The organism is Chromatiales bacterium (assembly GCA_020445605.1).
GTDB lineage: Bacteria > Pseudomonadota > Gammaproteobacteria > JAGRGH01 > JAGRGH01 > JAGRGH01.
Window position 1 is genome coordinate 103,603 of sequence record JAGRGH010000027.1, and the last position, 22,114, is coordinate 125,716.

The following is a 22,114-nucleotide window of genomic DNA, read 5'->3' on the forward strand; positions in this document are numbered from 1 at the left end:
GCACAGGGCGTCAACCGCGCTCGGGCCATGCACCGGGCCTGCGTCGTTGGACTATTCAGTCAGACCGTGGGATTCCTGCGGAAGGTTCATGTCCAACGTCAGGACCAGACCATCTTCGCGCCCGCCAGCGGCCGGGTAGTACCCGTCGCGGCGGCCAATGATACGCATCCCGATCCGCCAGTACAGCGCGAGCGCGCCGATGTTGGAGGCCCGTACCTCCAGGAACACCCGCCGCGCACCGGCGCCGGCGGCGCGCTGGAGCATCTCGCCGAGGAGCCGACGCGCGTGACCGCGACGCCGAGCCGCCGGCACCACACAGAGGTTCAGGACATGCGCTTCGCCGGCGGCGACCGCAATGATGCCGTGACCGATCAGACCCGAACCGTCCTCAAGCACAAGGCTTTGGTACCCGGCATCCAGACAGTCTGCAAAGATGCGTTCGGACCAGGGAAACTCATATCCGGCCGCATCGTTACGCGCGACCTGCGAGACATCGGCAGCCGTCATCGCCCGAATGCTTGCCGGCGACGCGCCGGCGGGGCGATCACGCCCGGGGGCGACGGCTGAGGCAGGCCGACGCCCACCGTGCGCCGCGCCCGACGGTTCGGCACTCATGCCGACTCCGCGCGACCGGAGACCCCGCGCAGCACCTGCGCGGCGAGCAGGAGGTCTTGCCAGGACTTGCGCTTTTCAGCCGGCTGACGCAGCAGGTAGGCCGGATGGTAGCTGACGACCACCGGGATACCGCTGGCTGCATGACGATGAACACGCCCGCGCAGCCGCCCGACGCTCTGGTCGGTCTCCAACAGGCTCTGGGCGGACACCCGCCCGACCGCCAGAATCACCCTGGGGGCGATCCACTCGATCTGGCGCGCGAGATAACCGGCACACGCGGCCGACTCCTCCGGGCGCGGGTCGCGATTGTCCGGCGGCCGACACTTCACGATGTTGGCGATATAGACCCGCGAGCGATCCAGCCCGAGCGCCGCGAGCATGGCATCGAGTAGTTTCCCGGCCGGGCCGACGAACGGCTCGCCGCGCCGGTCTTCCTCGAAACCCGGGGCCTCACCCACGACCAGCCAGTCCGCCCGGCGGTTGCCCACGCCGAACACGCTGCGGGTGCGCCCGGAGTGCAGTCCGCAGGCCGTGCATTGCGCGACCTGCGACTCAAGCCCGGACCAGTCATCGGCCGGCGTTGGGCGCTCGCGCGTGACGGACGCTCTCGCCGCGACCGAAGCAGGCGACGTGGTGCCGTGATCCAGCCCGGAATTCGAATCGCGAACGGGCTCACGCGGCACCCAGCGCTGGATGCCCATCGCATCCAGAAGCCGGGTACTGCGCGCGTTCCAGACCACCGGTCGCTCCCCGGGCGCCCGGTCAGACGTCCGCAGCCTGCGGATGGGCCCGCTCGGCCGGCGCCAACACCTTATTGATTGCGTTCACATAGGCCTTTGCCGAGGCCGTGATGATGTCGGTGTCCGCGCCCTGCCCGTTGACGATCCGGCCGTCCTTTTCCAGGCGGACCGTGACCTCGCCCTGGGCATCGGTGCCGCTGGTGATCGCATTGACCGAATACAGCTTCAGCGTCGAGCCGCTGGGCACGATGGCCTCGATCGCCTTGAATGCGGCATCGACCGGGCCGCTGCCCTCGGCGTCCGCGCTGCGCTCGCCGTCGTCGAGCCACAGGGTCACGCCCGCGCGCGGCACCTCGCCGGTCTCGACCGCGGCCTTCAAAGACACGAAACGCACCTGTTCGTTTTCGGTCTCGACGCCCGCTTCGCTGACCAGGGCCTGCAAGTCCTCGTCGAAGATCTCGTGCTTGCGGTCGGCCAGATCCTTGAACCGGGCAAACGCCGCGTTGAGTTCTTCCTCGCCCTCGAACTCGACACCGAGCTCGGCCAGGCGCGTGCGAAACGCATTGCGCCCGGAATGCTTGCCGAGCACGATGCGGTTCGCCGTCCAGCCGACGTCTTCTGCGCTCATGATTTCGTAGGTCTGGCGGTGTTTGAGCACGCCGTCCTGGTGGATCCCGGACTCATGCGCAAAGGCATTTGCGCCGACAATCGCCTTGTTCGGCTGCACCGGAAAGCCCGTGATCGTCGAGACCAGCCGCGAACAGTTGACGATCTGGGTCGTGTCCAGCGTCGTGTCGCACTCGAAGATGTCGCGACGCGTGCGAACGGCCATGACGATCTCCTCGAGCGCCGCGTTGCCCGCGCGCTCGCCAAGGCCGTTGATCGTGCACTCGACCTGGCGCGCCCCGGCAAGCACCGCCGACAGCGAGTTCGCCACGGCCAGCCCGAGGTCGTTGTGACAGTGCACGGAAAACACCGCCTTGTCCGAATTCGGCACCCGCTCGATGAGCGTGCCGATCAGTGCGCCGAACTGCTGGGGAACGTTGTAGCCGACCGTGTCCGGGATGTTGACCGTGCGCGCACCGGCGTCGATGACCGCCTCGAGTACGCGGCAGAGAAAGTCCGTCTCCGAGCGTCCGGCGTCCTCCGGCGAGAACTCGACATTGTCGGTGTAGCGACGTGCACGGCGGACGGCCGCCACGGCGCGCTCGACGACCTCGTCGGGCTCCATGCGCAGCTTCATCTTCATATGGATCGGCGAAGTTGCGATGAACGTATGGATGCGTGCGGATTTCGCATCCGCCAGCGCCTCGCCGGCGCGGTCGATGTCGGCATCGGTGGCGCGCGCGAGGCCGCAGACGGTCGAGTCCTGCACCGCGCGGGCGACGGCCTGCACGGACTCGAAATCGCCGTGGCTGGCAATCGGAAAGCCGGCCTCGATGACGTCGACGCGCATCTTTTCGAGGGCTCGGGCGATACGGACCTTCTCGTCGCGCGTCATCGACGCGCCGGGGCTCTGCTCCCCGTCACGCAAGGTCGTGTCAAAAATGATCAAACGATCGGTGGCCATGTCCTGCTCCGGGCAAATAAGGGAGCCCGGCCCTCAAAACGAGGCCGGGCCAAAATCACACCAGGGAGATACGCGTTTGCCCTCGCCAGGGTATCGCTGCCTGCCCTAGCCGGGCAGCAGGAGCAGCGATTCGAGCAGGAGAGGCAGGCGGACACGCCCGACCGACGCGCGGGGGAACGCTTCGGGATGCGCCGGGTTGGACGTGGAATGAGCCATGGGGCGACTCTAGCTCAAAACGGCCATTTCTGGCAAGGCCGCCCGTTCGGACCGTGACCGCCTCGGGGCGCCCGGACACAGTCCGACGTCGCCCAAAATCCGGATTCGCGAACCCCGGACGGACGATCAGGGTCAATCCTGAATATTCACACGAATTATTGGAAAACATCCGCAAGCCGCTCTATGGTTTGGAAAAGCACGAACGAAAAGGCCTGCCCATGAGCAACCCCGTCGAGCGCCTGCGGCCGCAATCCGGCTATTCCGCAGCAAACGCCGCGTGGATCGAGGCACTCTACGAGCGATTCCTGGCCGATCCGGCCAGCGTTTCCCCGCAGTGGCGCGAGCACTTCGCCCGGTTCGCGCGCAACGGTGCGACCGGTCCAGAGCCTGTTCACTCGGAGATCCGCGCCCGTTACCTGCATCCGCCGCGCCACGCGCCGGCACCGGCAGCGGCGGACGATGATGACCTCGCCGCCCGCCAGACGCGCGTCCTGCAGCTCATCAACGCCCACCGCGTGCGCGGGCACCGCTGCGCGAACGTCGATCCGCTGAACCTCGCGCCGACCGAGTGCGTGCTCGATCTCGACCCAAACTTCCACGGCCTGACCGACGCCGACCTCGCCAGCACCTTCAACACCGGCTCGCTGGTGGCGCCCGACCGGCTGCCGCTGCGCGAGATTCTGGAGATCGTCCGCGAGGTCTACTCCGGCACGATCGGCTCGGAGTACATGCACATCACCGACACCGAGCAGAAACGCTGGCTGCAGGCGCGGCTCGAGGGTCCCCGGGCGCGTCTGGACATCGACGCGGCCGGCCGTCGCTGGATCCTCGACCGGCTCACGGCGGCCGAGGGCATCGAGCGCTACCTGCACAACCGCTACGTCGGTCAGAAGCGCTTCTCGCTCGAAGGCGGCGAGTCGCTGATCCCGCTGCTCGACGAACTGATCCAGCGCGCCGGCACGCAGGGCGTGCGCGAGATCGTCATCGGCATGGCGCACCGCGGGCGGCTGAACGTGCTGGTCAACATCCTTGGCAAATCGCCGGCGACGATCTTCGACGAGTTCGAAGGCCGCAACGGCTCGGCCAACGGCTCCGGCGACGTGAAATACCACATGGGCTTTTCGTCTGCCGTGGACACCCCGGGCGGGCCGGTGCATCTGGCGCTCGCGTTCAACCCCTCGCATCTGGAGATCGTCAACCCGGTCGTGCTCGGCTCGGTGCGCGCACGCCAGGACTGCCGCGGCGACATGACCCACCTGGAGGTTCTGCCGGTACTGATTCATGGCGATGCGGCGTTCGCCGGACAGGGTGTGGTCATGGAAACCCTGAACATGTCGCAGACCCATGGCTACAAGGTCGGCGGCACCGTGCACATCGTCGTGAACAACCAGATCGGGTTCACGACCTCCGACCCCTACAACGCACGTTCCACGGCCTACTGCACGGATGTCGCGAAGATGGTGCAGGCGCCAATCTTCCATGTGAACGGTGACGATCCCGAAGCCGTGCTGTTCGTCACACGCATCGCACTGGACTACTGCAACACCTTCAACAGCGACGTGCTGATCGATCTGGTCTGCTACCGGCGCCACGGCCACAACGAGGCCGACGAACCCGCGGTCACGCAGCCGGTGATGTACCGCAAGATTCGCACGCATCCAACCGTACGCGAAATCTATGCCGCGCGGCTGGCCGAATCCGGCGATCTGCCACGCGAAGACGGCGAGCAGATGGTGCGCGAGTACCGCGATGCACTCGATCGCGGCGAACTCGTCTCGCGGCCGGTGATCGACCAACCGCGCGAGTGTGGCATCAACTGGAAGCCGTATCTGGACGTGCCGTGGACCATCAGCGCGAACACCGGCGTCGATGCCGGGCATGTTCGCGAACTCGGCAAGCGCGTTCTCGCGCTGCCCGACTGCTTTCGGCTGCATCCGCGCGTCGAGCGCATCTGGTCCGATCGCACGGAAATGCTTGCCGGCGAACGCGAAGTCGACTGGGGCATGGCCGAAACGCTCGCCTACGCGACACTGCTCGATGAAGGTTACGGCATTCGCCTGTCGGGACAGGACAGCGGTCGCGGCACGTTCTTCCATCGCCACGCGGTGATCTACGACCAGAAGACCGGCAAGCCGCACGTACCACTGTGGCAGTTCCAGCATGATCGGGTGATCTATCGCATCATCGACTCGCTGCTCTCCGAAGAGGCCGTGCTCGGATTCGAGTACGGCTACGCCACCGCCGATCCGCACACGCTGGTGCTCTGGGAGGCGCAGTTCGGCGACTTCGCCAACGGTGCGCAGGTCGTCATCGACCAGTTCATCAGTTCCGGTGAAGCGAAATGGGGCCGTCTGTGCGGACTGGTCATGCTGCTGCCGCATGGCTATGAAGGCCAGGGCCCGGAACACTCCTCGGCACGCCCCGAGCGCTACATGCAGCTGTGCGCCGAGCACAACATTCAGCTCTGCCAGCCCAGCACACCCGCGCAGGTGTTTCACATGCTGCGCCGGCAGATGCTGCGCCCGTTTCGACATCCGCTGATCGTGCTGACCGGCAAGAGTCTGCTGCGGCACAAGCGCTGTACTTCGCCGGTCAGCGAACTCACCGACGGCGAGTTTCAGACCGTCATCGACGAGACGACGCAGATCGATCCGGCGCGCGCGCGCCATCTGGTGTTCTGCAGCGGCCGTGTGTACTTCGACCTGATCGAGGCGCGCGAGGCGCGCGGGATCGACGACGTGCCGATCATCCGCATCGAACAGCTGTATCCGTTTCCGCACGAGGCATTCGACCGCATCATGGCCCGCTATGGCGGCGTCGAAAAACTCATCTGGTGTCAGGACGAGCCGCAGAATCAGGGCTACTGGGACCAGATCAAGCATCGCTTCTACAAGCCGCTGCAGGCCGGTCGTCGATTGTTCTACGCGGGACGCCCCGCGGCCGCGTCGCCGGCCACCGGTTACAGCAAGGCACACGCCGCGCAGCGCGATGCGCTGGTCGAACAGGCCCTTACCGGCGAGATCGCGCCGGAACTCAATCGCAGGAGACCCTGAATGAGCACCGAAGTACGCGTACCGACGCTTCCCGAGTCGGTCGCTGATGCGACACTCGCCGAGTGGCACAAAGCCGTTGGCGATCGCGTGGAACGCGGCGAGAACCTGGCCGATCTGGAGACCGACAAGGTCGTGCTGGAACTGCCGGCACCGGTCAGCGGCACGGTGCACGAACTTCGCGTCGAGGTCGGCGCAACCGTCCAGGCCAATGCCGTCATTGCACTGATCGAGGAAACCGGCGAAGCCATCGAAGCGGCGCCCGGCGCGGCAGCCGACAGCAGCGAAAAGCCTGCCAAACCGGCCGCAACGGCGTCCATGCCGCCGGCCGAAACCACACCCGCTGCAACAACCGGCGCGCAATCCGCTGCAAATGCGAGCCCGTCGGTGCGCCGGCAGATGCGCGAACAGGGCGTCGATCCGTCCAGCGTCCAGGGCAGCGGCAAGCACGGCCGCATTCTCGCCGGCGATCTCAGCGGCGCGCGTGCCACCGGTGAACGGCCCTCCGAGCGCGTGCCGATGACGCGGCTGCGCGCGCGCATCGCCGAACGTCTGCTCGACGCGAAACAGTCCACCGCCATGCTGACGACGTTCAACGAGGTCGACATGCTCGCGCTGATGGAACTGCGCAAGCGCCATCGCGACGCCTTCGAGAAACGCCATGGCGTGAAGCTCGGCTTCATGTCGATGTTCGTGCGCGCGGCAAGCGAGGCGCTGCGCGCATTTCCGGCCGTGAATGCATCGATCGACGGCCCGGACATCGTCTATCACGGTTTCTACGACATCGGTGTCGCGGTATCGACCGAACGCGGCCTGGTCGTGCCGGTGCTGCGCGATGCCGACCGCATGTCACTCGCCGACATCGAACGCGGCATCGGTGACTTCGCCACTCGCGCGCGCGATGGTTCGCTGAGCTACGAAGACCTCGCCGGCGGAACGTTCACGATCACCAACGGTGGCGTGTTCGGCTCGATGCTTTCCACGCCGATCCTCAATCCGCCGCAAAGCGCCATTCTCGGCATGCACGCGACTCGTGAGCGACCCGTCGTCGTCGACGGCCAGATCGTCGTGCGGCCGATCATGTATCTGGCGCTGAGCTACGACCATCGCCTGATCGACGGTGCGGAGGCCGTGCGCTTCCTGGTCCACATCAAGGACTCGATCGAGGATCCGGCGCGGCTGCTGCTGGATCTGTAGCGATCACGAACATGTCCGACGCAACGCGGCGTACGGAACACGACTCACTCGGCAGCGTCACCCTGCCGGCCAGCGCACGCTATGGCGCGCAGACCCAGCGCGCGATCGACAACTTCCGCATCTCGGATCTGCGGATTCCGCGCGGCCTGATCGAGGGACTGGGTCTGATCAAGGGCGCCGCGGCGCATGTGAACGCGCAGCTCGAACTGCTTGCAGTCGACAAAGCCGGAGCGATCGAGGCATCCGCCGACGCGGTCGCCAACGGCGAACACGACGCGCAGTTCCCGGTCGACGTGTTTCAGACCGGCTCGGGCACCTCCTGGAACATGAACGCGAACGAGGTCATCGCGAACCTGGCCAGTGAACGGCTCGGCCGGCCCGTGCATTCGAACGACCATGTCAATCTGGGACAGAGTTCCAACGACACGATCCCGAGCGCCATCCATCTCGCCGCAACACTGGCATTGCAGCGCACGCTGATTCCGGCACTGGACCACCTGCGCGACACGATCTACCGGCGCGCAAACGATTACAGCGATCTGGTCAAGACCGGGCGCACACACCTCATGGACGCGATGCCCCTGACCGTCGGCCAGGAATTCTCGGGCTGGGGCTGCCAGGTGCGGCTTGCAAGCGAACGCCTGCGCGGCACGCTGATGCGCATCTCGACGCTCGCGCAGGGCGGAACGGCCATCGGCACCGGCATCAACGCCCATCCGGAATTCGGCGCGCGCGTATGCGAGCGTCTCAGCGAACGCACGGGAATCGAGTTCGCATCGAACCTGAATTTCTTCGAGGCACTCGGCGCGCAGGACGCATCCGTGGAGCTTTCGGGACAGCTCAAGGTCGTCGCGGTGAGCCTGATGAAGATCGCCAACGATCTGCGCTGGATGAACTCCGGTCCGCTCGCCGGGCTCGGCGAGATCAGCTTGCCCGCGCTGCAACCGGGTTCGAGCATCATGCCCGGCAAGGTCAACCCGGTGATTCCCGAAGCGGTCGCGATGGTCGGCGCGCAGGTCATCGGCAACGACGCCACCATCACGGTCGCCGGTCAGTCCGGCAACTTTCAGCTCAACGTCATGCTGCCGGTGATCGGCTATAACCTGCTACAGTCGATTGAACTGCTCGCGAACGCCGCGACGGCGCTTGCGGACCTGGCGATTGCGGGGCTGCGCATCAACGAGAAGACGCTCGCGCGCTCGGTCGAACGCAACCCAATGCTGGTGACGGCACTGAACCGCATCATCGGCTACGAACGCGGTGCGCGCATCGCCAAACGCGCATACGCCGAAGGCCGGCCACTGATCGACGTGGCCTGCGAGGAGACCGATCTCGCGCGCGAGGAACTCCAGCGTCTGCTCGACCCGAAATCCCTGACCCGAGGCGGAATAAAAAAATGACGAAGATCCCGGCGTTTCCCGCGTTTCGAATCCACGACGACAAGGGGCGTGCCGGCGTCGAACCGACGACCATCGATCAGCTCGGCGAGGATGCCGTGCTCATCCGCGTCGACTGGTCGTCGATCAACTACAAGGACGCGCTCGCAGGCACCGGCAGAGGCAAAATCCTGCGCCGCTTTCCGCTGATCGGGGGCATCGATCTCGCCGGCACCGTCGTCGAGTCGGCCGACAAGCGATTCAGCGCAGGCCAACCCGTCATCGTCACCGGCTACGGGCTCAGCCAGACCCACGACGGCGGTTACAGCCGCTATGCTCGCGTGCCCGGCGACTGGGTCGTCGCAATGCCCGAAGGCATGACCGCGCGCACGGCCATGATCCTAGGCACGGCCGGATTCACCGCCGGTCTTGCGCTCGAACGCATGGAAATGATCGGGCTCACACCCGCGCACGGGCCGATTGCGATCACCGGTGCCACCGGCGGCGTGGGCTCGATCGCGATCGACCTGTTCACGCAGGCGGGCTACGAGGCCGTTGCAATCACGCGCAAGACCACGCGCGCCGATGAGCTCAGGGGTTTCGGCGCGACACGCGTCGCGCATCCGAGCGAATTCGACATGGGCACACGACCGCTGGAGGCCGCGCTCTGGGGCGGCGCGGTGGATTCCGTCGGCGGCGAGCTACTGGCCTGGCTCACGCGTACAACCAACCCATGGGGCGCGATCGCGTCCATCGGGCTCGCCGGCGGGCATCAGCTGTCGACGACGGTTATGCCGTTCATCCTGCGCGGCGTAAGCCTGATCGGCATCAACTCCGCCGACTGCGCGATGGACCTGCGGCTGAAGGTCTGGGCACGGCTGGCCGGAGCCAACGCCCCGCGTCATCTCGAAGAACTCGTGAGCCAGGAGATCGGGCTCGATGAACTGATGCCGACCTTCCAGCGCCTGCTCGACGGCGACCACGCCGGCCGCACGCTGGTGCGTCTGCGCGACTGAAACACCGCTTAACAGGCTGTTGAAATTCTCATCTCAACGGCCTGATAACGCGAGACAGGGACGCCTCGTCCGAAAATCGAACATGCAACTGTTTGATTTTCGCGAGCAACCGAAAACCACGCTTTTCGGTTGCGATGTTGAAAAGGCCATGGATGGGCCTTTTTCAACGACCTGTTAAGGCCGCTGAACGGTGCGCAGTGCGCACCGTTCAGCGCTTCACACCGGCCGGGCGAGCGCCTTGAGGATCGCCGGTGCATGGCGCACCGGCAACGAGAAATGTCCCTCGTCCGGCAGCAGATGCGCGGCGCATCCGGGCAGCGCCTGCGCGTACCAATGGGCCATCTCGATCGGCACGGTGCGATCCGCCTCGCCGTGCCACAGATCCACGGGCACGGTCATCGCACCCAGATCCACGCCCCAGTCGTGCGTATACACCTGCAACTCGTGCGCGGCACCCGCGCCGCCCTGGGCAAACGCCGCGCGCATGGAGTCGAGCACGATGCTGCGCACGTCCTCGCGCGCAAGCACCTCGCGATCGGCCGGCGGCGCGATGCCGGTCACCATAGAAAGCGCAAGCGTCGGAAACATGCCGAGCAGCGGCCCGACGATACGGCTGTAACTCGCCGTCGCAAACGCCGGAAACGCGCGTGCCAGATCAATCAGCCAGCCGGCCAGCAGGCCCATCCGGTCGGTCGAGTGCGGATCGGCCAGCGGCCCGAGCGGGCAGACCAGCGACAGGCGCTCCACCCGGCGGCCCAGCACGGCCGCGCAGGCCGTCGCGTAGGGTCCGCCGCCGGAAAGGCCCAGCACGCGAAAGCGCTCGATGCCGAGGGCGTCCATGACCGCGGCGACATCCGCCGGCCACTGCGCAAGCGTGCGCCCGGCCTGGAAATCCGACCCGCCCAGCCCCGGACGATCCAGCGCGATCACCCGCAGCCCGGCCGCGCGCGCCGCGGCATCGAGCAGCCCGGCCTCGAGCCGCGAGCCCGGGAAACCGTGGCAATATGCCGTCGGCAGACCATCGGGGGCCCCGAACGCGGCCAGCGCGATCGCGCGGCCGTCCGTGAGACGGAACTTCTCGGGAACGGTGTGTTCCATGGCGATGCCCTCCGGTTCCGTAGCAGAATAACCGTATGAACAAGACAACGAACGCGAAGATCCACGCCCTGGGCGCAGCCATCGCCACCGCGTTGCTGGCATTTTCCAGCATGGCCGTCGAAACGGGCAGCTACAAGGCGCCCGCCCCCGACGAGCAAAAGTACAACGCCGTCGGCACCAAGGGTGTGGACGGCGACAACGATGGCGAACTCGAATCCGGCCAGGTGCACTACAAAAACGAGATCGGCCGCAAGATCATTCGCTACACCTACGGCGAGAACACCTGGGCCTGGGCAGTGATCGACCAGCCGGTGCGGCTCATGGACGTCGACAACAACCACGTGATTGTCGACAGCGACTGCGACGGCCGTTTCGACCAGCGCTTCCACCTGCGCGAGGATTTCTTCCTGCCGCCGTGTGCAAAAACGAAGTGGAAAGGTGGCAGCTTCCAGGGCGTGCCGGTCATGAAGCCCGGCGAAACGCCGCCAACCGCCCCGGCGAAGTAAACCCGGCCGGAATCAGCGCGCGGTCTCGTCACGGCCACCGCGGCGGACAATCCGGTTTCTGATTCGCGTCGCGGACACCGCCCGCGCTGGCACTGGCTGCAGGCACTCGCGCTCGCATCACCGCTTGCCTGCGCCGATCCCGTTTCCATCCCCGGGCACGACGAACTCGTCGTCGAACGTCACGCCGCCAGCGGCCCCAATGTACTGCTGTGGATTGCCTCCGAATATGGCACCGGCCCGCAGCTCGACAGCATCGCCGACGACCTTGCCGCGCGCGGCGTCGAGACCTGGGTGCTGGATCCGCAGCAGAGCTGGTTCGTCGAACCCGGCGCGAACGCGCTGGACCAGTGGAACCGCGAATCCATCGCGACGCTGATCGCCGAGATGCGCCGCGCGACCGGCGCGCGGGTGTTCGTCGCCACCAATGACCGCGCCGGCGTCGTGCTGCTGGAATCCCTCGCGCAGCTGTCCGCGCAGAACGCCCCGGCCGGCGCCCTGCTCGTCTCGCCGAACCTGTTCGAACAGACCCCGGCCCCGGGCGAGCCCGGCGTGTTCGCGCCGGCGGTGAATTTCACGACCCTGCCCGTGTTCCTGTTCGTGCCGGAACGTTCCGTCATGCGCCTGCGCGCCGCGGAACTGGCCGACGCCTTCGCGGCCGGCGGCGCGCCCGTGTGGCTGGAGCGGCTGGCCGATGCCCGCGACCGGTTTTTCTTCCGCCCGGATGCGACACCGACGGAAGCCGCGCTCGGGGCGGAACTCGCGGCACGCATCACCCGCGCCCTGCCCCGGCTCGCGGCGAGCACGCCGGCCGCGCCGCCTTCACGGCCAACGGCGACGGTCGCCGCCACGCATTCGCCCGCGGCATCGCCGGCCGCCCCGACGCGCGTGCTGCTGCCCTATCGCGGCGCGCTGGAAAACCCCGGTCTCTCGCGGCCGGACCTCGACGGCAACACGCAGGACCTCGCCGACTACCGCGGTCGCGTCGTGCTGCTGAACTTCTGGGCCAGCTGGTGCCCGCCCTGCGTGCACGAGATTCCGTCCATGGCCCGCGTGCAGGAACGGCTGCGCGCGCAGGGCTTCGCGATCCTCGCCGTGAACCTCGGCGAGAACCCGGCCGACATCCGCGCGTTTCTGGAACGCCACCCCGTGAACTTCCCGGTGCTCGTCGACCCCGACCAAGCCGAACCGCATCGCTGGCGCGTGTTCGCGTTCCCGACCAGCTACCTGCTCGACAAGACCGGCCGCATCCGCTTTGCGGTCGCCGGCGGCATCGACTGGGAAGAAACCGCCGCACTCGCCGCCATCGAAGGCCTGCTGGCAGAACCCTCACCCTGACGCCAGACCAAGGCGCCTCGAAGCCAATCCTTGCCACCGAGCAGCCTGATGGGAGCAGGGACTGCCTTGCGGAGAACTCAATTTAGCGCTTAAATTGGCACCTAAATCAGTACTGACAAGTGCCATGAATATCATTCCAGCCCAGGAAATCAAGCGTCGCGGCATCGCTGCCGTAGACGATGCGCTGGCCCGCGGGCCTGTGCATGTCATCAAGAACAATCTCCCGCAGTACGTGGTGCTGACAGAAGAGAACTATCAGGAACTACTGCAGGCCCAGGAAGAAGCCGCGCTCGGCCGCATCCGAGCCTCGCTTGAAGACGCCAAGGCCGGCCGCGTCACCCGGCACACCAGCGTTGAAGATCTGCTCGAGCATCTCGATCGCTCCGCCGAATGAGCTGGACGCTCGCCACGACCGCGGGCTTCGACCGCCGTGCGCGCAAGTTTCTGAGCCGGCACCCGGATCTCCGCCCCCACCTGGCCGAAACACTTGAAAAGCTCAGCGCTGACCCTTTCGATCCCAGCCTGCGGCTCCACCCACTTTCGGGAAAACTGCGTGGCCTACAGGCCATCCGCCTGACCTACAGCTACCGAATCACACTCACGCTGCAAATACTCGAACATGAGATTCTGCTGCTCGACATCGGCAGTCATGACGATGTGTATGGCTAGCTCAGTGTTGGCACCCAAGCCCGCGGCGATGGGCTAACATTCCTGCACCACAAACGGTCGCCAGGGGAACGCGGCACCCGCCTCGCCTAGAAGAATGACCAATCCGGAAGCGGACGCCAGAGAAATCATCGACAAGCTGCTGGGGCAGGCCGGCTGGCAGGTGCAGGACGCCTCGGAAGCCAACATCCATGCCAAACGCGGCGTCGCGGTCCGCGAGTTCCCGCTCAAGTCGGGCCATGGCTTCGCCGACTACCTGCTCTATCTCGACGGCGCCGCGGCCGGCGTGATCGAAGCGAAAAAGGCCGGCGTCACCCTCAGCGGTGTCGAGGTACAGGCCGCCCGATACACCGCCGGCCTGCCGGATGCCCTGCCGGCCTGGGGCCGTCCGCTGCCGTTCGCGTATCAATCCACGGGCGTGGAAACGCGCTTCACCAGCGCGCTGGACCCACAGCCCCGCGCGCGCGGCCTGTTCGCGTTTCACCGCCCCGAGCTGTTGGCCGAATGGCTGGGCAGCAATGGCACTGGCATTCGCGATGCGGCCGGACCGCCGCCCGGTTTTCTCGCCCGACTTCAGCGGATGCCGGCACTGGAAACCGCCGGGCTCTGGCCCGCGCAGGTCACGGCCATCGAGAACCTCGAACAATCCCTGAAGGAAAACCGCCCCCGCGCCCTCATCCAGATGGCCACCGGCTCGGGCAAGACCTTCACCGCCATCTCGTTCATCTACCGGCTCATCAAGTTCGCCGGTCCGCGGCGCGTGTTGTTTCTGGTCGACCGCGGCAACCTCGGTGATCAAACGCTCAAGGAATTCCAGCAATACGCCTCGCCCTACAACAACTTCAAGTTCACCGAGGAATACATCGTCCAGCGCCTCTCCAGCAACACGCTGGACACCACCGCGCGCGTCTGCATCTGCACCATTCAGCGCATGTTCTCCATGCTCAAGGGCAAAGACCTGCCGGAAGAACTGGACGAGGAATCGGTGGACCAGCTCGGCGGCCTGTTCAAGCAGCCCGAGCCCATCGAATACAACCCGAGCATTCCAATCGAGAGCTTCGACATCATCGTCACCGACGAATGCCACCGCTCCATCTACAAGCTCTGGGCGCAGGTGCTGGAATACTTCGACGCCTACCTCATCGGCCTCACCGCCACGCCCAGCAAGCAGACCTTCGGCTTCTTCAACCAGAACCTGGTGATGGAATACAACCACGAAATGGCCGTTGCCGACGGCGTCAACGTCAACTACGACGTCTACCGCATCCGCACCGCCATCACCGAACAAGGCTCCAAGGTCGAGTCCGGCTACGCCGTGCAGGTCATGGAGCGCGATACGCGTAAAAAGCGCTGGGAACAGCTCGACGACGACTTCAGCTACGACCCCAACCAGCTCGACCGCGACGTGGTCGCCCCGGACCAGATCCGCAAGATCATCCAGACCTATCGCGACAAGCTGTTCACCGAAATCTTCCCCGGCCGCGAGTGGGTGCCCAAGACCCTCATCTTCGCCAAGGACGACGCCCACGCCGAAAACATCGTCGAAATCGTGCGCGAGGAATTCGGCAAGGGCAACGACTTCGCCCAGAAGATCACTTACCGCACCACCGGCGCGAAACCCAAAGACCTCATCAACGAATTCCGCACCAGCCCCATGCCCAGAGTCGCCGTCACGGTGGACATGATCGCCACCGGCACCGACATCAAGGCGGTGGAAGTCGTCATGTTCATGCGCGCCGTCAAATCCCGCGCCTTCTTCGAGCAGATGAAAGGCCGCGGCGTGCGCGTCATCAAGCCCGACGACCTGCAAAGCGTCACCCCCGATGCCAAGGCCAAGGACCACTTCGTCATCGTCGATGCCGTCGGCGTCTGCGAGCAGGACAAGACCGACTCCCGCCCCATGGAGCAGAAGCCCACCGTAAGCTTCGAAAAGCTCATGCAGGCCGTCGCCTTCGGCAACACCGAAGACGACGTGCTCTCGTCGCTTGCCGGAAGATTGGCCCGCATGGAACACCGCATGAGCGCGGAGGACGACCAGCAAATCCGCGCCCTCTCCGGCGGCCTGAGCGTCAAGCAGCTCAGCCACCGCATCATCGCCGCCCTCGACCCGGACCGCCACATCGAACAGGCCAAGGTGGACTTGGGGCTAGCCCCCGGCGACGACCAGCCCATCCCGGAACCTGCCCTGGCCGCCGCCCGGCACAAGGTCATCCAGGAAGCCATCAAACCCTTCTACGACGACAAGCTACGCAAAGCCATCGACGAAATAAAAAGGAATAACGAAGTCGTCATCGACACCGTCAGCGCCGACCAAGTCCTCGAAGCCGGCTTCTCGCAGGACGCCCTCGATCGCGCCCGCGGCATGGTCCAGTCCTTCGAGCAGTTCATTGCCGACAACAAGGACGAAATCACCGCCCTGCAGGTGCTCTACAGCCGGCCCTACCGCCACCGCCTCACCTTCGAGGCCGTGAAGGAGCTCGCAGACCGGATCGAAAAGCCGCCTTATCTCTGGAACGAGTCGCAACTGTGGAACGCCTACGCCGCGCTCGAAAAGAGCAAGGTCAAAGGCGCCTCCGGCCGCCGCATCCTGACGGACCTCGTCTCACTGGTGCGCTTCGCCATCCACCAGGACAACGAACTCATCCCGTTTCCCGAGCGCGTCAATGCCAATTTCAAGTCGTGGCTGGCGAGTCAGGAAGGCAGCGGTAAGAGATTCACCGAGGAGCAGCGGCGATGGTTGGAAATGATCCGCGACCACATCGCGGCGAATCTGGGCATTGAGCCGGACGACTTCAACTACGCGCCGTTCGTCCAAGCAGGCGGCCTCGGCAAAGTGCATCAATTGTTCGGTGACAAGCTGAGCGCGATGATTGAAGAATTGAACGAGACGTTGGCGGCATGAGCATGGAAGCGACGACAAACTGGGAGCTTGTGAAGCTCAAAGACCTGTGTGAGCGAATCACGAAGGGTAGTACGCCGACCAGCTACGGATACCAATACACAACAGAAGGCATCCGTTTTATAAAGGCCGAGAATATCGACAGCGACGGCATCGCATCCAGTACGACAAACTATATCGATTCCGATACGCACCAATTCTTGAAAAGATCGATACTGAAGGATCGCGATATTTTGTTTTCAATCGCCGGGACGATAGGACGCGTAGGTTTATTGCGCCCCTTGGATTTGCCAGCTAATACGAACCAAGCGCTCGCAATAGTCCGGTTGAAAGAGGGCGCGCTTGATCACAAGTATCTCTTTCACTACCTGAGATCCGACGCAATCCAGAAGACGGCACTAAAGCAGATTGTCGGAGTAGGTCGCGCCAATTTGTCGCTTGAAAACATCGGTGATTTCGAAATTCCCGTCGCGCCCCTCGACCAACAAAAACGCATCGTCGCGGAAATCGAAAAGCAATTCTCCCGCCTCGACGAAGCCGTCGCCAACCTCAAGCGCGTCAAGGCCAACCTCAAGCGCTACAAAGCCGCCGTCCTCAAAACCGCCGTCGAAGGCCGCCTCGTCGAAACCGAAGCCGAGATTGCGCGACGTGAAGGCCGCAGCTATGAAACCGGCGAACAACTCCTGCAACGCATCCTCGAAACCCGCCGCAGCCAGGGGCAAGGCAAGGGCAAATACAAAGAACCCGTCGCGCCCGACACCGCCGACCTGCCCGAATTGCCGGAGGGTTGGGTGTGGGCGTCCGTGGGGCAGTTGGGCGCAGTGAAGGGTGGAAAGAGACTGCCGGCAGGCCACACGTATGCGGAAGGAAGAACGTCATATCCGTACATCCGGGTTACGGACTTTGAAGGCCACGGTGTGAGGACTTCAGAGCTACAGTACTTGAAAGAGGAAACACAAAAAGAGATCGCGCGTTACACGATCACGTCTGACGATATTTACATCTCGATTGCGGGTTCCATCGGCTTAGTGGGGCGAGTTCCGGAACACCTTAACGGAGCAAATCTCACCGAGAATGCAGCGAAGATTACCGAGTTAGTTCACGACGCTCCAATGTATCTCGTCTACTGGCTGTCTTCTCCCACCGGTATTGTCCGCATATCAGAATCGACAATCGCAACAACACAAGCAAAGCTGGCGCTGTTCAGAATTGAACTAATCCCGGTTCCGTTGCCACCTTTGGCTGAACAACACCGCATTGTCTCCGAAATCGACCACCTGCTCTCCGTCACCTGCGAAGCCGAAGGCGAATTTGAGGCCACGCTCAAGCGGACGCAGGTATTGCGGAACTCGATTTTGGGTCGTGCATTTTCACGGCAAGACACAGGGCCCTTGGTAAGGATTTGACGCTATGGAAATTGTCTCATTCTCTGTCTCCAATTACCGCAGCATCACCAGCGCCTACAAACTTCCAATTCGGCGCCCAACAGTGTTGATTGGGCCGAACAATGAGGGGAAGTCAAATATCCTTCGCGCGCTGGTAGCTTCGTTGCAATTCTTGGCGTCACTTGGTGGTGTACGACTGCGACAGGACCGAATTACTTCAGTCGTTCGATCCCGCGACATATTCGATTGGGGCCGAGACTTTCCTATGTCGCACCAAAGCAAATCACCCGATGGGGAAACCGTTTTTGAACTTGAGTTTCGTCTTTCAGGGCCGGAGATTGAAGAGTTCCGGACTGAAGTAAAGAGCAACCTGAACGGCACGCTCCCAATTCAATTACGGTTCGGTGCAGGGGAATCAAAGCTGATTGTGCTGAAGCAGGGAAAGGGTGGCACAACCTTAACCAGCAAGGCACAAGTCATTGCCAGATTCGTCGCTCGGCACATCAACATTGCCTACATTCCTGCGGTGCGAACAGCGACTGCGGCCACGCAGATCGTTAATGACCTTGTGGATCGAGAACTATTGCAAATTGAAACTCAGGCTGCCTATGCGGCTGCGCTGGAGGCACTAGCAGACTTGCAGAAACCAGTGCTGGAGCAGATTGCTGCAAGCATAAAAGCGACTCTCAAGGAATTTCTTCCCAACGTTAAGGATGTAACAGTTCAAATCGCCCAAGACGCTCGATACCGAGCACTGCGAAGGACTTGTGAAATTGTCATCGATGATGGGACAGCAACGGCCTTGGATAAGAAGGGTGATGGAGTTCAAAGTCTAGCCGCATTGAGCTTGATGAAACATGCGTCGCATTCAAGCGGATCTGGACGTCAGTTGGTACTCGCGATTGAGGAACCTGAATCGCACCTTCATCCACGCGGAATTCATCAACTAAGACAAGTTCTCGACGACCTAAGTGAACAACACCAGGTTATCTTGACTACGCACTGCCCTCTCTTTGTGGATCGTACTAACCTCAAGTCGAATATCTTGGTTAACAACAAAAAGGCCAGCCCCGCCAAGACCGTTGAGGAGCTTAGGAATACCCTTGGAGTACGAGCATCCGACAATCTGCGAAACGCGGAAATCGCTTTGGTAGTCGAGGGAGAAGAAGATCGCCGGGCGCTCGCGGCCCTCTTGCCTGTCGGTTCAAAGCGAATCGGCACCGCACTTCAAACAGGGTTCATCGCAATCGATACCTTGGGGGGTGGCACCAATCTCAGCTACAAGTTGAGCCAACTTAGGGAAACGTTGTGCAACTGTCATTCGTTTCTTGACCATGACAAAGCCGGCTTGACCGCCTTCGATAAAGCCCTAAACGAAGGGCTGTCAACGCCAGCGGATGTGACACATGTTATCTGCCCAGGACTAGATGAATCGGAGTTCGAAGATATGCTGGACGAGAGCATTTACTCCGAATTCATCAGGAACAAATATGGCGCGTCGCTTGCGTCTCCGAAATCCAAGGGGAAGAAGAAATGGTCCGATCGTGTTAGGGCTGCCTTTGAACACCAAGGCAAGGTCTGGAGTTCCAAGGTCGAGGGCCAAATCAAGAACGATATTGCCGATCTGGTTGCTGCGAATCCTGGCAAGGCACTAAATGTCCATAAACGGGGCGCATTCGACGGACTAGTCGTTGCGCTCGAGGCGAAACTGGACCAGATCGAGCATGGAAAGAAGGCATGAATACCGCAAGCATCGTCCAAAAACTCTGGAACTACTGCAACGTCCTGCGCGACGACGGCATGTCGTATGGCGACTACGTCGAGCAGCTCACTTATCTGCTGTTCCTCAAGATGGCCGACGAGCGCACCAGGGCGCCGTACAACCAGAAGAGCCCGGTGCCGGAACAGTACGGCTGGCCGAGCCTCATCAAGAAGGACGGCGACGAGCTTTTCGATCAGTTTTCAGGCTCGCGCTGTCCTGTGCTCGCACGAAAACCCAGCCCTCGGCTCCTGCCTCGGGCGTTCGGCGGAACCGAAGTCCACTGGACTTCGGTCTTTTTCCGCCTCACCCACCACGCCCTTGAGGCGCTGGGCAACCAGAAGGGCCTGCTCGGGCTGATCTTCAACAAGTCGCAGAGCATTTTCCAGACCACAGCGTGATTATTCATTGCTCGCAGAAACTGGCTGCCAGGCTGGCCGGCGTTTCGCCGACTCCGCTGGAAGAAGCCAGCCCGCTCGGCAGTTGGCACGGTCACCTGTTTACCCTCGATCGCCGCCTCTCCCTCCTGCGCGAAACCGAGGCTCAGGTGGACGCCAACCTCCAGCGCGCCGAGCGCCTGCGCCAATCCATCCTGAGCCGGGCCTTTTCCGGGGCGTCGGGTTACGCTGCGCTAACCCGACCTACGCAAAGCGCCTTTTCCGGGGAGTCGGGTTACGCTGCGCTAACCCGACCTACGGGGGGTGGCGAAAGAACTTTGTCGGGTTACGCTCCGCTAACCCGACCTACGCGAGATTGTCCGGCGGGCGAAACCGACTGGCCCATGGTCGCCGAGCCCCGCGACGACTACGTCGCGGGCGAATCGTAGGTCGGGTTAGCGGAGCGTAACCCGACAACAATCCCCCATGCGCTACCGACGCGCGTTCGCTCCCGGCGGTTCGTTCTTCTTCACGCTTGTGACCGAGGGACGGCGCCCGCTGCTGCAATCGGCGGACGCGGTTGCCACCCTGCGGCAGGCGTTCCGGGCGGTGCGCTTGTCCCGGCCGTTCGGGATGGATGCGGTCGTGGTGCTGCCGGATCATCTGCACTGCATCTGGTCGCTGCCGGAAGGTGATCACGATTTCGCGACCCGCTGGCGTCTGATCAAGACGTGGTTCACCAAACATTGCGATCCGGCGTTTCGCTCGCACCCCGATGCGTCCCGGCAGGCCAGAGGGGAACAGGCGGTGTGGCAGCATCGCTATTGGGAGCATCGGTTGCGGGATGAAGGCGATTACGCCCGGCACGTGGATTACATCCAATTCAATCCGGTGAAGCACGGTTACGTGGCCGCCGCGTGGGATTGGCCGTATTCCAGTTTCCGCCGGCATGTGAAAGCCGGTGTTTACCCGGCGGATTGGGGCGCGGGTGGGGTGGATTTGGCAGGGGTGGGCGGTGAGTGAAGGGTTTTTGTCGGGTTACCGACCTACGGGGGCGAGGCGTAAGAACTCCGTCGGGTTACGCTGCGCTAACCCGACCTACGGGTTGGGGCGGTTGTTCATTCTCATAATGGGTGTTATCGTTCCTATTATGGGTTCGATCGAAACGATGAGCAAGACGAGTCCCGGGCTGGGCGACGCCCTGTTTTCCAAGACCCAGCGGCAGGTGCTGGCACTCCTGTTCGGGAATCCCGAACGGACGTTCTACGCGAACGAAATCGTCCGCTTCGCCGGCGTTGGAATCGGGTCCGTCCAGCGCGAGCTGGAAAAGCTCACCACAGTCGGCCTGCTGAGCGTGACGCGGATCGGCAATCAGAAGCACTACCAGGCCAATCGCGCGGCACCGATCTTCGAAGAGCTGCGCGGCATCGTGCAGAAGACCTTCGGTCTGGCGGACGTGCTGCGTGCGGCGCTCGCGGACCTGGCCGAGCGGGTTTCGGTGGCGTTCGTGTACGGTTCCGTGGCGAAGGCTAGTGACACGGCGAGCAGCGATATCGATCTCCTGGTGATTTCGCCAAGCCTCAGCTACACGGAACTGGTGGCACGATTGGCCGAGACAGAGGCGATGCTCGGTAGAACCGTGAGTCCCACGCTCTACACACCTGCCGACTTCGCACTCAAGCGGACGGACGGGAATGCGTTTGTGCGCAGGGTGCTGGAGCAGCCGAAGATTTTTCTGATCGGTACGGAAGATGACCTCGACCAAGCTGGATAACCTGGTCAAGACGCGGCAGCTGAAAAGCGAACCGGGCGACCAGCGGGAGTTTGATGGTCTGGTTCGCTCGGCGAAGGCGCGTCTGGCCGATGCGCGAAACCCGGCGCTGTCCATCGAGAGTCGGTTCGATCTGGCCTACAACGCGGCCCATGCCTTTGCGCTGGCGGCTCTGCGCTGGCATGGCTACCGTTCGGACAAGCGCTACCTGGTGTTTCAGTGTCTGGCGCATACACTCGGGCTTGGGCCCGAGATCTGGCGCGTGCTCACGCTCTGCCATGAGCGACGCAACCGGGCCGAGTACGAGGGGCAGATGGAAGTCGACGAGCAACTGGTGAGCGACCTGCTCGCGGCGACGGATCGCCTGGCGGTTGAAGTGGATGCCCTGGGGCCAATGAAGTGAACAGCTCGACCATCGTCCAAAAACTCTGGAACTACTGCAACGTCCTGCGCGACGACGGCATGTCGTATGGCGACTATGTCGAGCAGCTCACCTATCTGCTGTTCCTCAAGATGGCCGACGAGCGCACCAAGGCGC

The 22,114-nt window shown here is 63.5% G+C and carries 20 protein-coding genes; 16 read left to right on the forward strand and 4 right to left on the reverse strand.

Annotated features, from left to right (window positions below; translation table 11 throughout):
• Positions 1 to 51 precede the first annotated feature (51 nt).
• The 3 genes from rimI to KDG50_04340 all read right to left on the reverse strand — a co-directional run bounded on the left by rimI (position 52) and on the right by KDG50_04340 (position 2,925).
• Positions 52 to 507, reverse strand: coding sequence for a ribosomal protein S18-alanine N-acetyltransferase (gene rimI / locus KDG50_04330; protein ID MCB1864631.1), 456 nt, complete (start codon positions 505 to 507; stop codon positions 52 to 54).
• Positions 508 to 611: 104 nt separating this feature from the next.
• Positions 612 to 1,316 carry a uracil-DNA glycosylase gene (locus KDG50_04335; protein ID MCB1864632.1) on the reverse strand — a complete coding sequence of 235 codons (705 nt, stop codon included), beginning with the start codon at positions 1,314 to 1,316 and terminating at the stop codon, positions 612 to 614.
• Positions 1,317 to 1,377: 61 nt separating this feature from the next.
• Positions 1,378 to 2,925, reverse strand: coding sequence for a 2-isopropylmalate synthase (locus KDG50_04340; GenBank protein MCB1864633.1), 1,548 nt, complete (start codon positions 2,923 to 2,925; stop codon positions 1,378 to 1,380).
• A gap of 434 nt (positions 2,926 to 3,359) precedes the next feature.
• Here KDG50_04340 and KDG50_04345 point away from each other — a divergent pair, with 434 nt between their 5' ends.
• The 4 genes from KDG50_04345 to KDG50_04360 are packed head-to-tail and all read left to right on the forward strand — an operon-like array spanning position 3,360 to position 9,780.
• Positions 3,360 to 6,194, forward strand: a complete 2,835-nt coding sequence (locus KDG50_04345; protein MCB1864634.1) for a 2-oxoglutarate dehydrogenase E1 component — start codon at positions 3,360 to 3,362, stop codon at positions 6,192 to 6,194.
• Positions 6,195 to 7,388: a dihydrolipoyllysine-residue succinyltransferase gene (gene sucB / locus KDG50_04350; protein ID MCB1864635.1), complete on the forward strand. Its 1,194-nt coding sequence runs from the start codon at positions 6,195 to 6,197 to the stop codon at positions 7,386 to 7,388. It abuts the gene before it with no gap.
• Positions 7,389 to 7,399: 11 nt separating this feature from the next.
• A complete protein-coding gene (locus KDG50_04355; GenBank protein ID MCB1864636.1) occupies positions 7,400 to 8,788 on the forward strand; it encodes a class II fumarate hydratase in 1,389 nt (462 codons plus the stop codon).
• Between the two features lie 5 nt (positions 8,789 to 8,793).
• Positions 8,794 to 9,780 (forward strand): acryloyl-CoA reductase, encoded by a 987-nt coding sequence (locus tag KDG50_04360; GenBank protein MCB1864637.1) that lies wholly within the window; start codon positions 8,794 to 8,796, stop codon positions 9,778 to 9,780.
• A gap of 216 nt (positions 9,781 to 9,996) precedes the next feature.
• Here KDG50_04360 and KDG50_04365 read toward each other — a convergent pair whose 3' ends face one another.
• Positions 9,997 to 10,878, reverse strand: a complete 882-nt coding sequence (locus KDG50_04365; protein ID MCB1864638.1) for an alpha/beta hydrolase — start codon at positions 10,876 to 10,878, stop codon at positions 9,997 to 9,999.
• A gap of 35 nt (positions 10,879 to 10,913) precedes the next feature.
• On the opposite strand from KDG50_04365, the gene KDG50_04370 reads away from it, so the two are divergent.
• From KDG50_04370 to KDG50_04425, 12 genes are all read left to right on the forward strand, one after another.
• The gene (locus KDG50_04370) at positions 10,914 to 11,384 is read left to right on the forward strand and encodes a hypothetical protein (protein ID MCB1864639.1); all 471 of its coding nucleotides are present in this window, start codon (positions 10,914 to 10,916) and stop codon (positions 11,382 to 11,384) included.
• A gap of 291 nt (positions 11,385 to 11,675) precedes the next feature.
• On the forward strand, positions 11,676 to 12,719 hold the full coding sequence (locus KDG50_04375) for a TlpA family protein disulfide reductase (GenBank protein MCB1864640.1): 1,044 nt from the start codon (positions 11,676 to 11,678) through the stop codon (positions 12,717 to 12,719).
• 124 nt (positions 12,720 to 12,843) lie between these two features.
• The gene (locus KDG50_04380; protein MCB1864641.1) at positions 12,844 to 13,113 is read left to right on the forward strand and encodes a prevent-host-death protein; all 270 of its coding nucleotides are present in this window, start codon (positions 12,844 to 12,846) and stop codon (positions 13,111 to 13,113) included.
• Positions 13,110 to 13,388 carry a plasmid stabilization protein gene (locus KDG50_04385; GenBank protein MCB1864642.1) on the forward strand — a complete coding sequence of 93 codons (279 nt, stop codon included), beginning with the start codon at positions 13,110 to 13,112 and terminating at the stop codon, positions 13,386 to 13,388. The genes KDG50_04380 and KDG50_04385 overlap by 4 nt, the downstream gene beginning before the upstream one ends.
• Positions 13,389 to 13,482: 94 nt before the next feature.
• Positions 13,483 to 16,287 carry a DEAD/DEAH box helicase family protein gene (locus KDG50_04390; protein MCB1864643.1) on the forward strand — a complete coding sequence of 935 codons (2,805 nt, stop codon included), beginning with the start codon at positions 13,483 to 13,485 and terminating at the stop codon, positions 16,285 to 16,287.
• Positions 16,284 to 17,690 carry a restriction endonuclease subunit S gene (locus KDG50_04395; GenBank protein ID MCB1864644.1) on the forward strand — a complete coding sequence of 469 codons (1,407 nt, stop codon included), beginning with the start codon at positions 16,284 to 16,286 and terminating at the stop codon, positions 17,688 to 17,690. The genes KDG50_04390 and KDG50_04395 overlap by 4 nt, the downstream gene beginning before the upstream one ends.
• A 4-nt stretch (positions 17,691 to 17,694) precedes the next feature.
• Positions 17,695 to 19,410, forward strand: coding sequence for an ATP-binding protein (locus tag KDG50_04400; protein ID MCB1864645.1), 1,716 nt, complete (start codon positions 17,695 to 17,697; stop codon positions 19,408 to 19,410).
• On the forward strand, positions 19,407 to 19,829 hold the full coding sequence (locus tag KDG50_04405) for a type I restriction-modification system subunit M N-terminal domain-containing protein (protein ID MCB1864646.1): 423 nt from the start codon (positions 19,407 to 19,409) through the stop codon (positions 19,827 to 19,829). The genes KDG50_04400 and KDG50_04405 overlap by 4 nt, the downstream gene beginning before the upstream one ends.
• Before the next feature lie 462 nt (positions 19,830 to 20,291).
• On the forward strand, positions 20,292 to 20,828 hold the full coding sequence (locus KDG50_04410) for a transposase (protein MCB1864647.1): 537 nt from the start codon (positions 20,292 to 20,294) through the stop codon (positions 20,826 to 20,828).
• A gap of 127 nt (positions 20,829 to 20,955) precedes the next feature.
• Positions 20,956 to 21,579 (forward strand): nucleotidyltransferase domain-containing protein, encoded by a 624-nt coding sequence (locus KDG50_04415; GenBank protein MCB1864648.1) that lies wholly within the window; start codon positions 20,956 to 20,958, stop codon positions 21,577 to 21,579.
• Positions 21,557 to 21,979 carry a hypothetical protein gene (locus tag KDG50_04420; GenBank protein ID MCB1864649.1) on the forward strand — a complete coding sequence of 141 codons (423 nt, stop codon included), beginning with the start codon at positions 21,557 to 21,559 and terminating at the stop codon, positions 21,977 to 21,979. Before KDG50_04415 ends, KDG50_04420 begins: the two co-directional genes overlap by 23 nt.
• The coding region (locus KDG50_04425; protein ID MCB1864650.1) for a type I restriction-modification system subunit M N-terminal domain-containing protein at positions 21,976 to 22,114 on the forward strand (139 nt) is incomplete at its 3' end. The genes KDG50_04420 and KDG50_04425, both read left to right, overlap by 4 nt.

What these genes read in the sequence shown, in the direction of transcription:
- KDG50_04410 (MCB1864647.1), top strand. Translation starts at nt 20,292, where the DNA reads ATGCGCTACCGACGCGCGTTCGCTCCCGGCGGTTCGTTCTTCTTCACG.
- KDG50_04415 (MCB1864648.1), top strand. Translation starts at nt 20,956, where the DNA reads ATGGGTTCGATCGAAACGATGAGCAAGACGAGTCCCGGGCTGGGCGAC.
- KDG50_04420 (MCB1864649.1), top strand. Translation starts at nt 21,557, where the DNA reads ATGACCTCGACCAAGCTGGATAACCTGGTCAAGACGCGGCAGCTGAAA.
- KDG50_04340 (MCB1864633.1), bottom strand. Translation starts at nt 2,925, where the DNA reads ATGGCCACCGATCGTTTGATCATTTTTGACACGACCTTGCGTGACGGG.
- KDG50_04370 (MCB1864639.1), top strand. Translation starts at nt 10,914, where the DNA reads ATGAACAAGACAACGAACGCGAAGATCCACGCCCTGGGCGCAGCCATC.
- KDG50_04355 (MCB1864636.1), top strand. Translation starts at nt 7,400, where the DNA reads ATGTCCGACGCAACGCGGCGTACGGAACACGACTCACTCGGCAGCGTC.
- KDG50_04400 (MCB1864645.1), top strand. Translation starts at nt 17,695, where the DNA reads ATGGAAATTGTCTCATTCTCTGTCTCCAATTACCGCAGCATCACCAGC.
- KDG50_04345 (MCB1864634.1), top strand. Translation starts at nt 3,360, where the DNA reads ATGAGCAACCCCGTCGAGCGCCTGCGGCCGCAATCCGGCTATTCCGCA.
- sucB (MCB1864635.1), top strand. Translation starts at nt 6,195, where the DNA reads ATGAGCACCGAAGTACGCGTACCGACGCTTCCCGAGTCGGTCGCTGAT.
- rimI (MCB1864631.1), bottom strand. Translation starts at nt 507, where the DNA reads ATGACGGCTGCCGATGTCTCGCAGGTCGCGCGTAACGATGCGGCCGGA.
- KDG50_04380 (MCB1864641.1), top strand. Translation starts at nt 12,844, where the DNA reads ATGAATATCATTCCAGCCCAGGAAATCAAGCGTCGCGGCATCGCTGCC.
- KDG50_04405 (MCB1864646.1), top strand. Translation starts at nt 19,407, where the DNA reads ATGAATACCGCAAGCATCGTCCAAAAACTCTGGAACTACTGCAACGTC.
- KDG50_04395 (MCB1864644.1), top strand. Translation starts at nt 16,284, where the DNA reads ATGAGCATGGAAGCGACGACAAACTGGGAGCTTGTGAAGCTCAAAGAC.
- KDG50_04365 (MCB1864638.1), bottom strand. Translation starts at nt 10,878, where the DNA reads ATGGAACACACCGTTCCCGAGAAGTTCCGTCTCACGGACGGCCGCGCG.
- KDG50_04385 (MCB1864642.1), top strand. Translation starts at nt 13,110, where the DNA reads ATGAGCTGGACGCTCGCCACGACCGCGGGCTTCGACCGCCGTGCGCGC.
- KDG50_04390 (MCB1864643.1), top strand. Translation starts at nt 13,483, where the DNA reads ATGACCAATCCGGAAGCGGACGCCAGAGAAATCATCGACAAGCTGCTG.
- KDG50_04335 (MCB1864632.1), bottom strand. Translation starts at nt 1,316, where the DNA reads ATGGGCATCCAGCGCTGGGTGCCGCGTGAGCCCGTTCGCGATTCGAAT.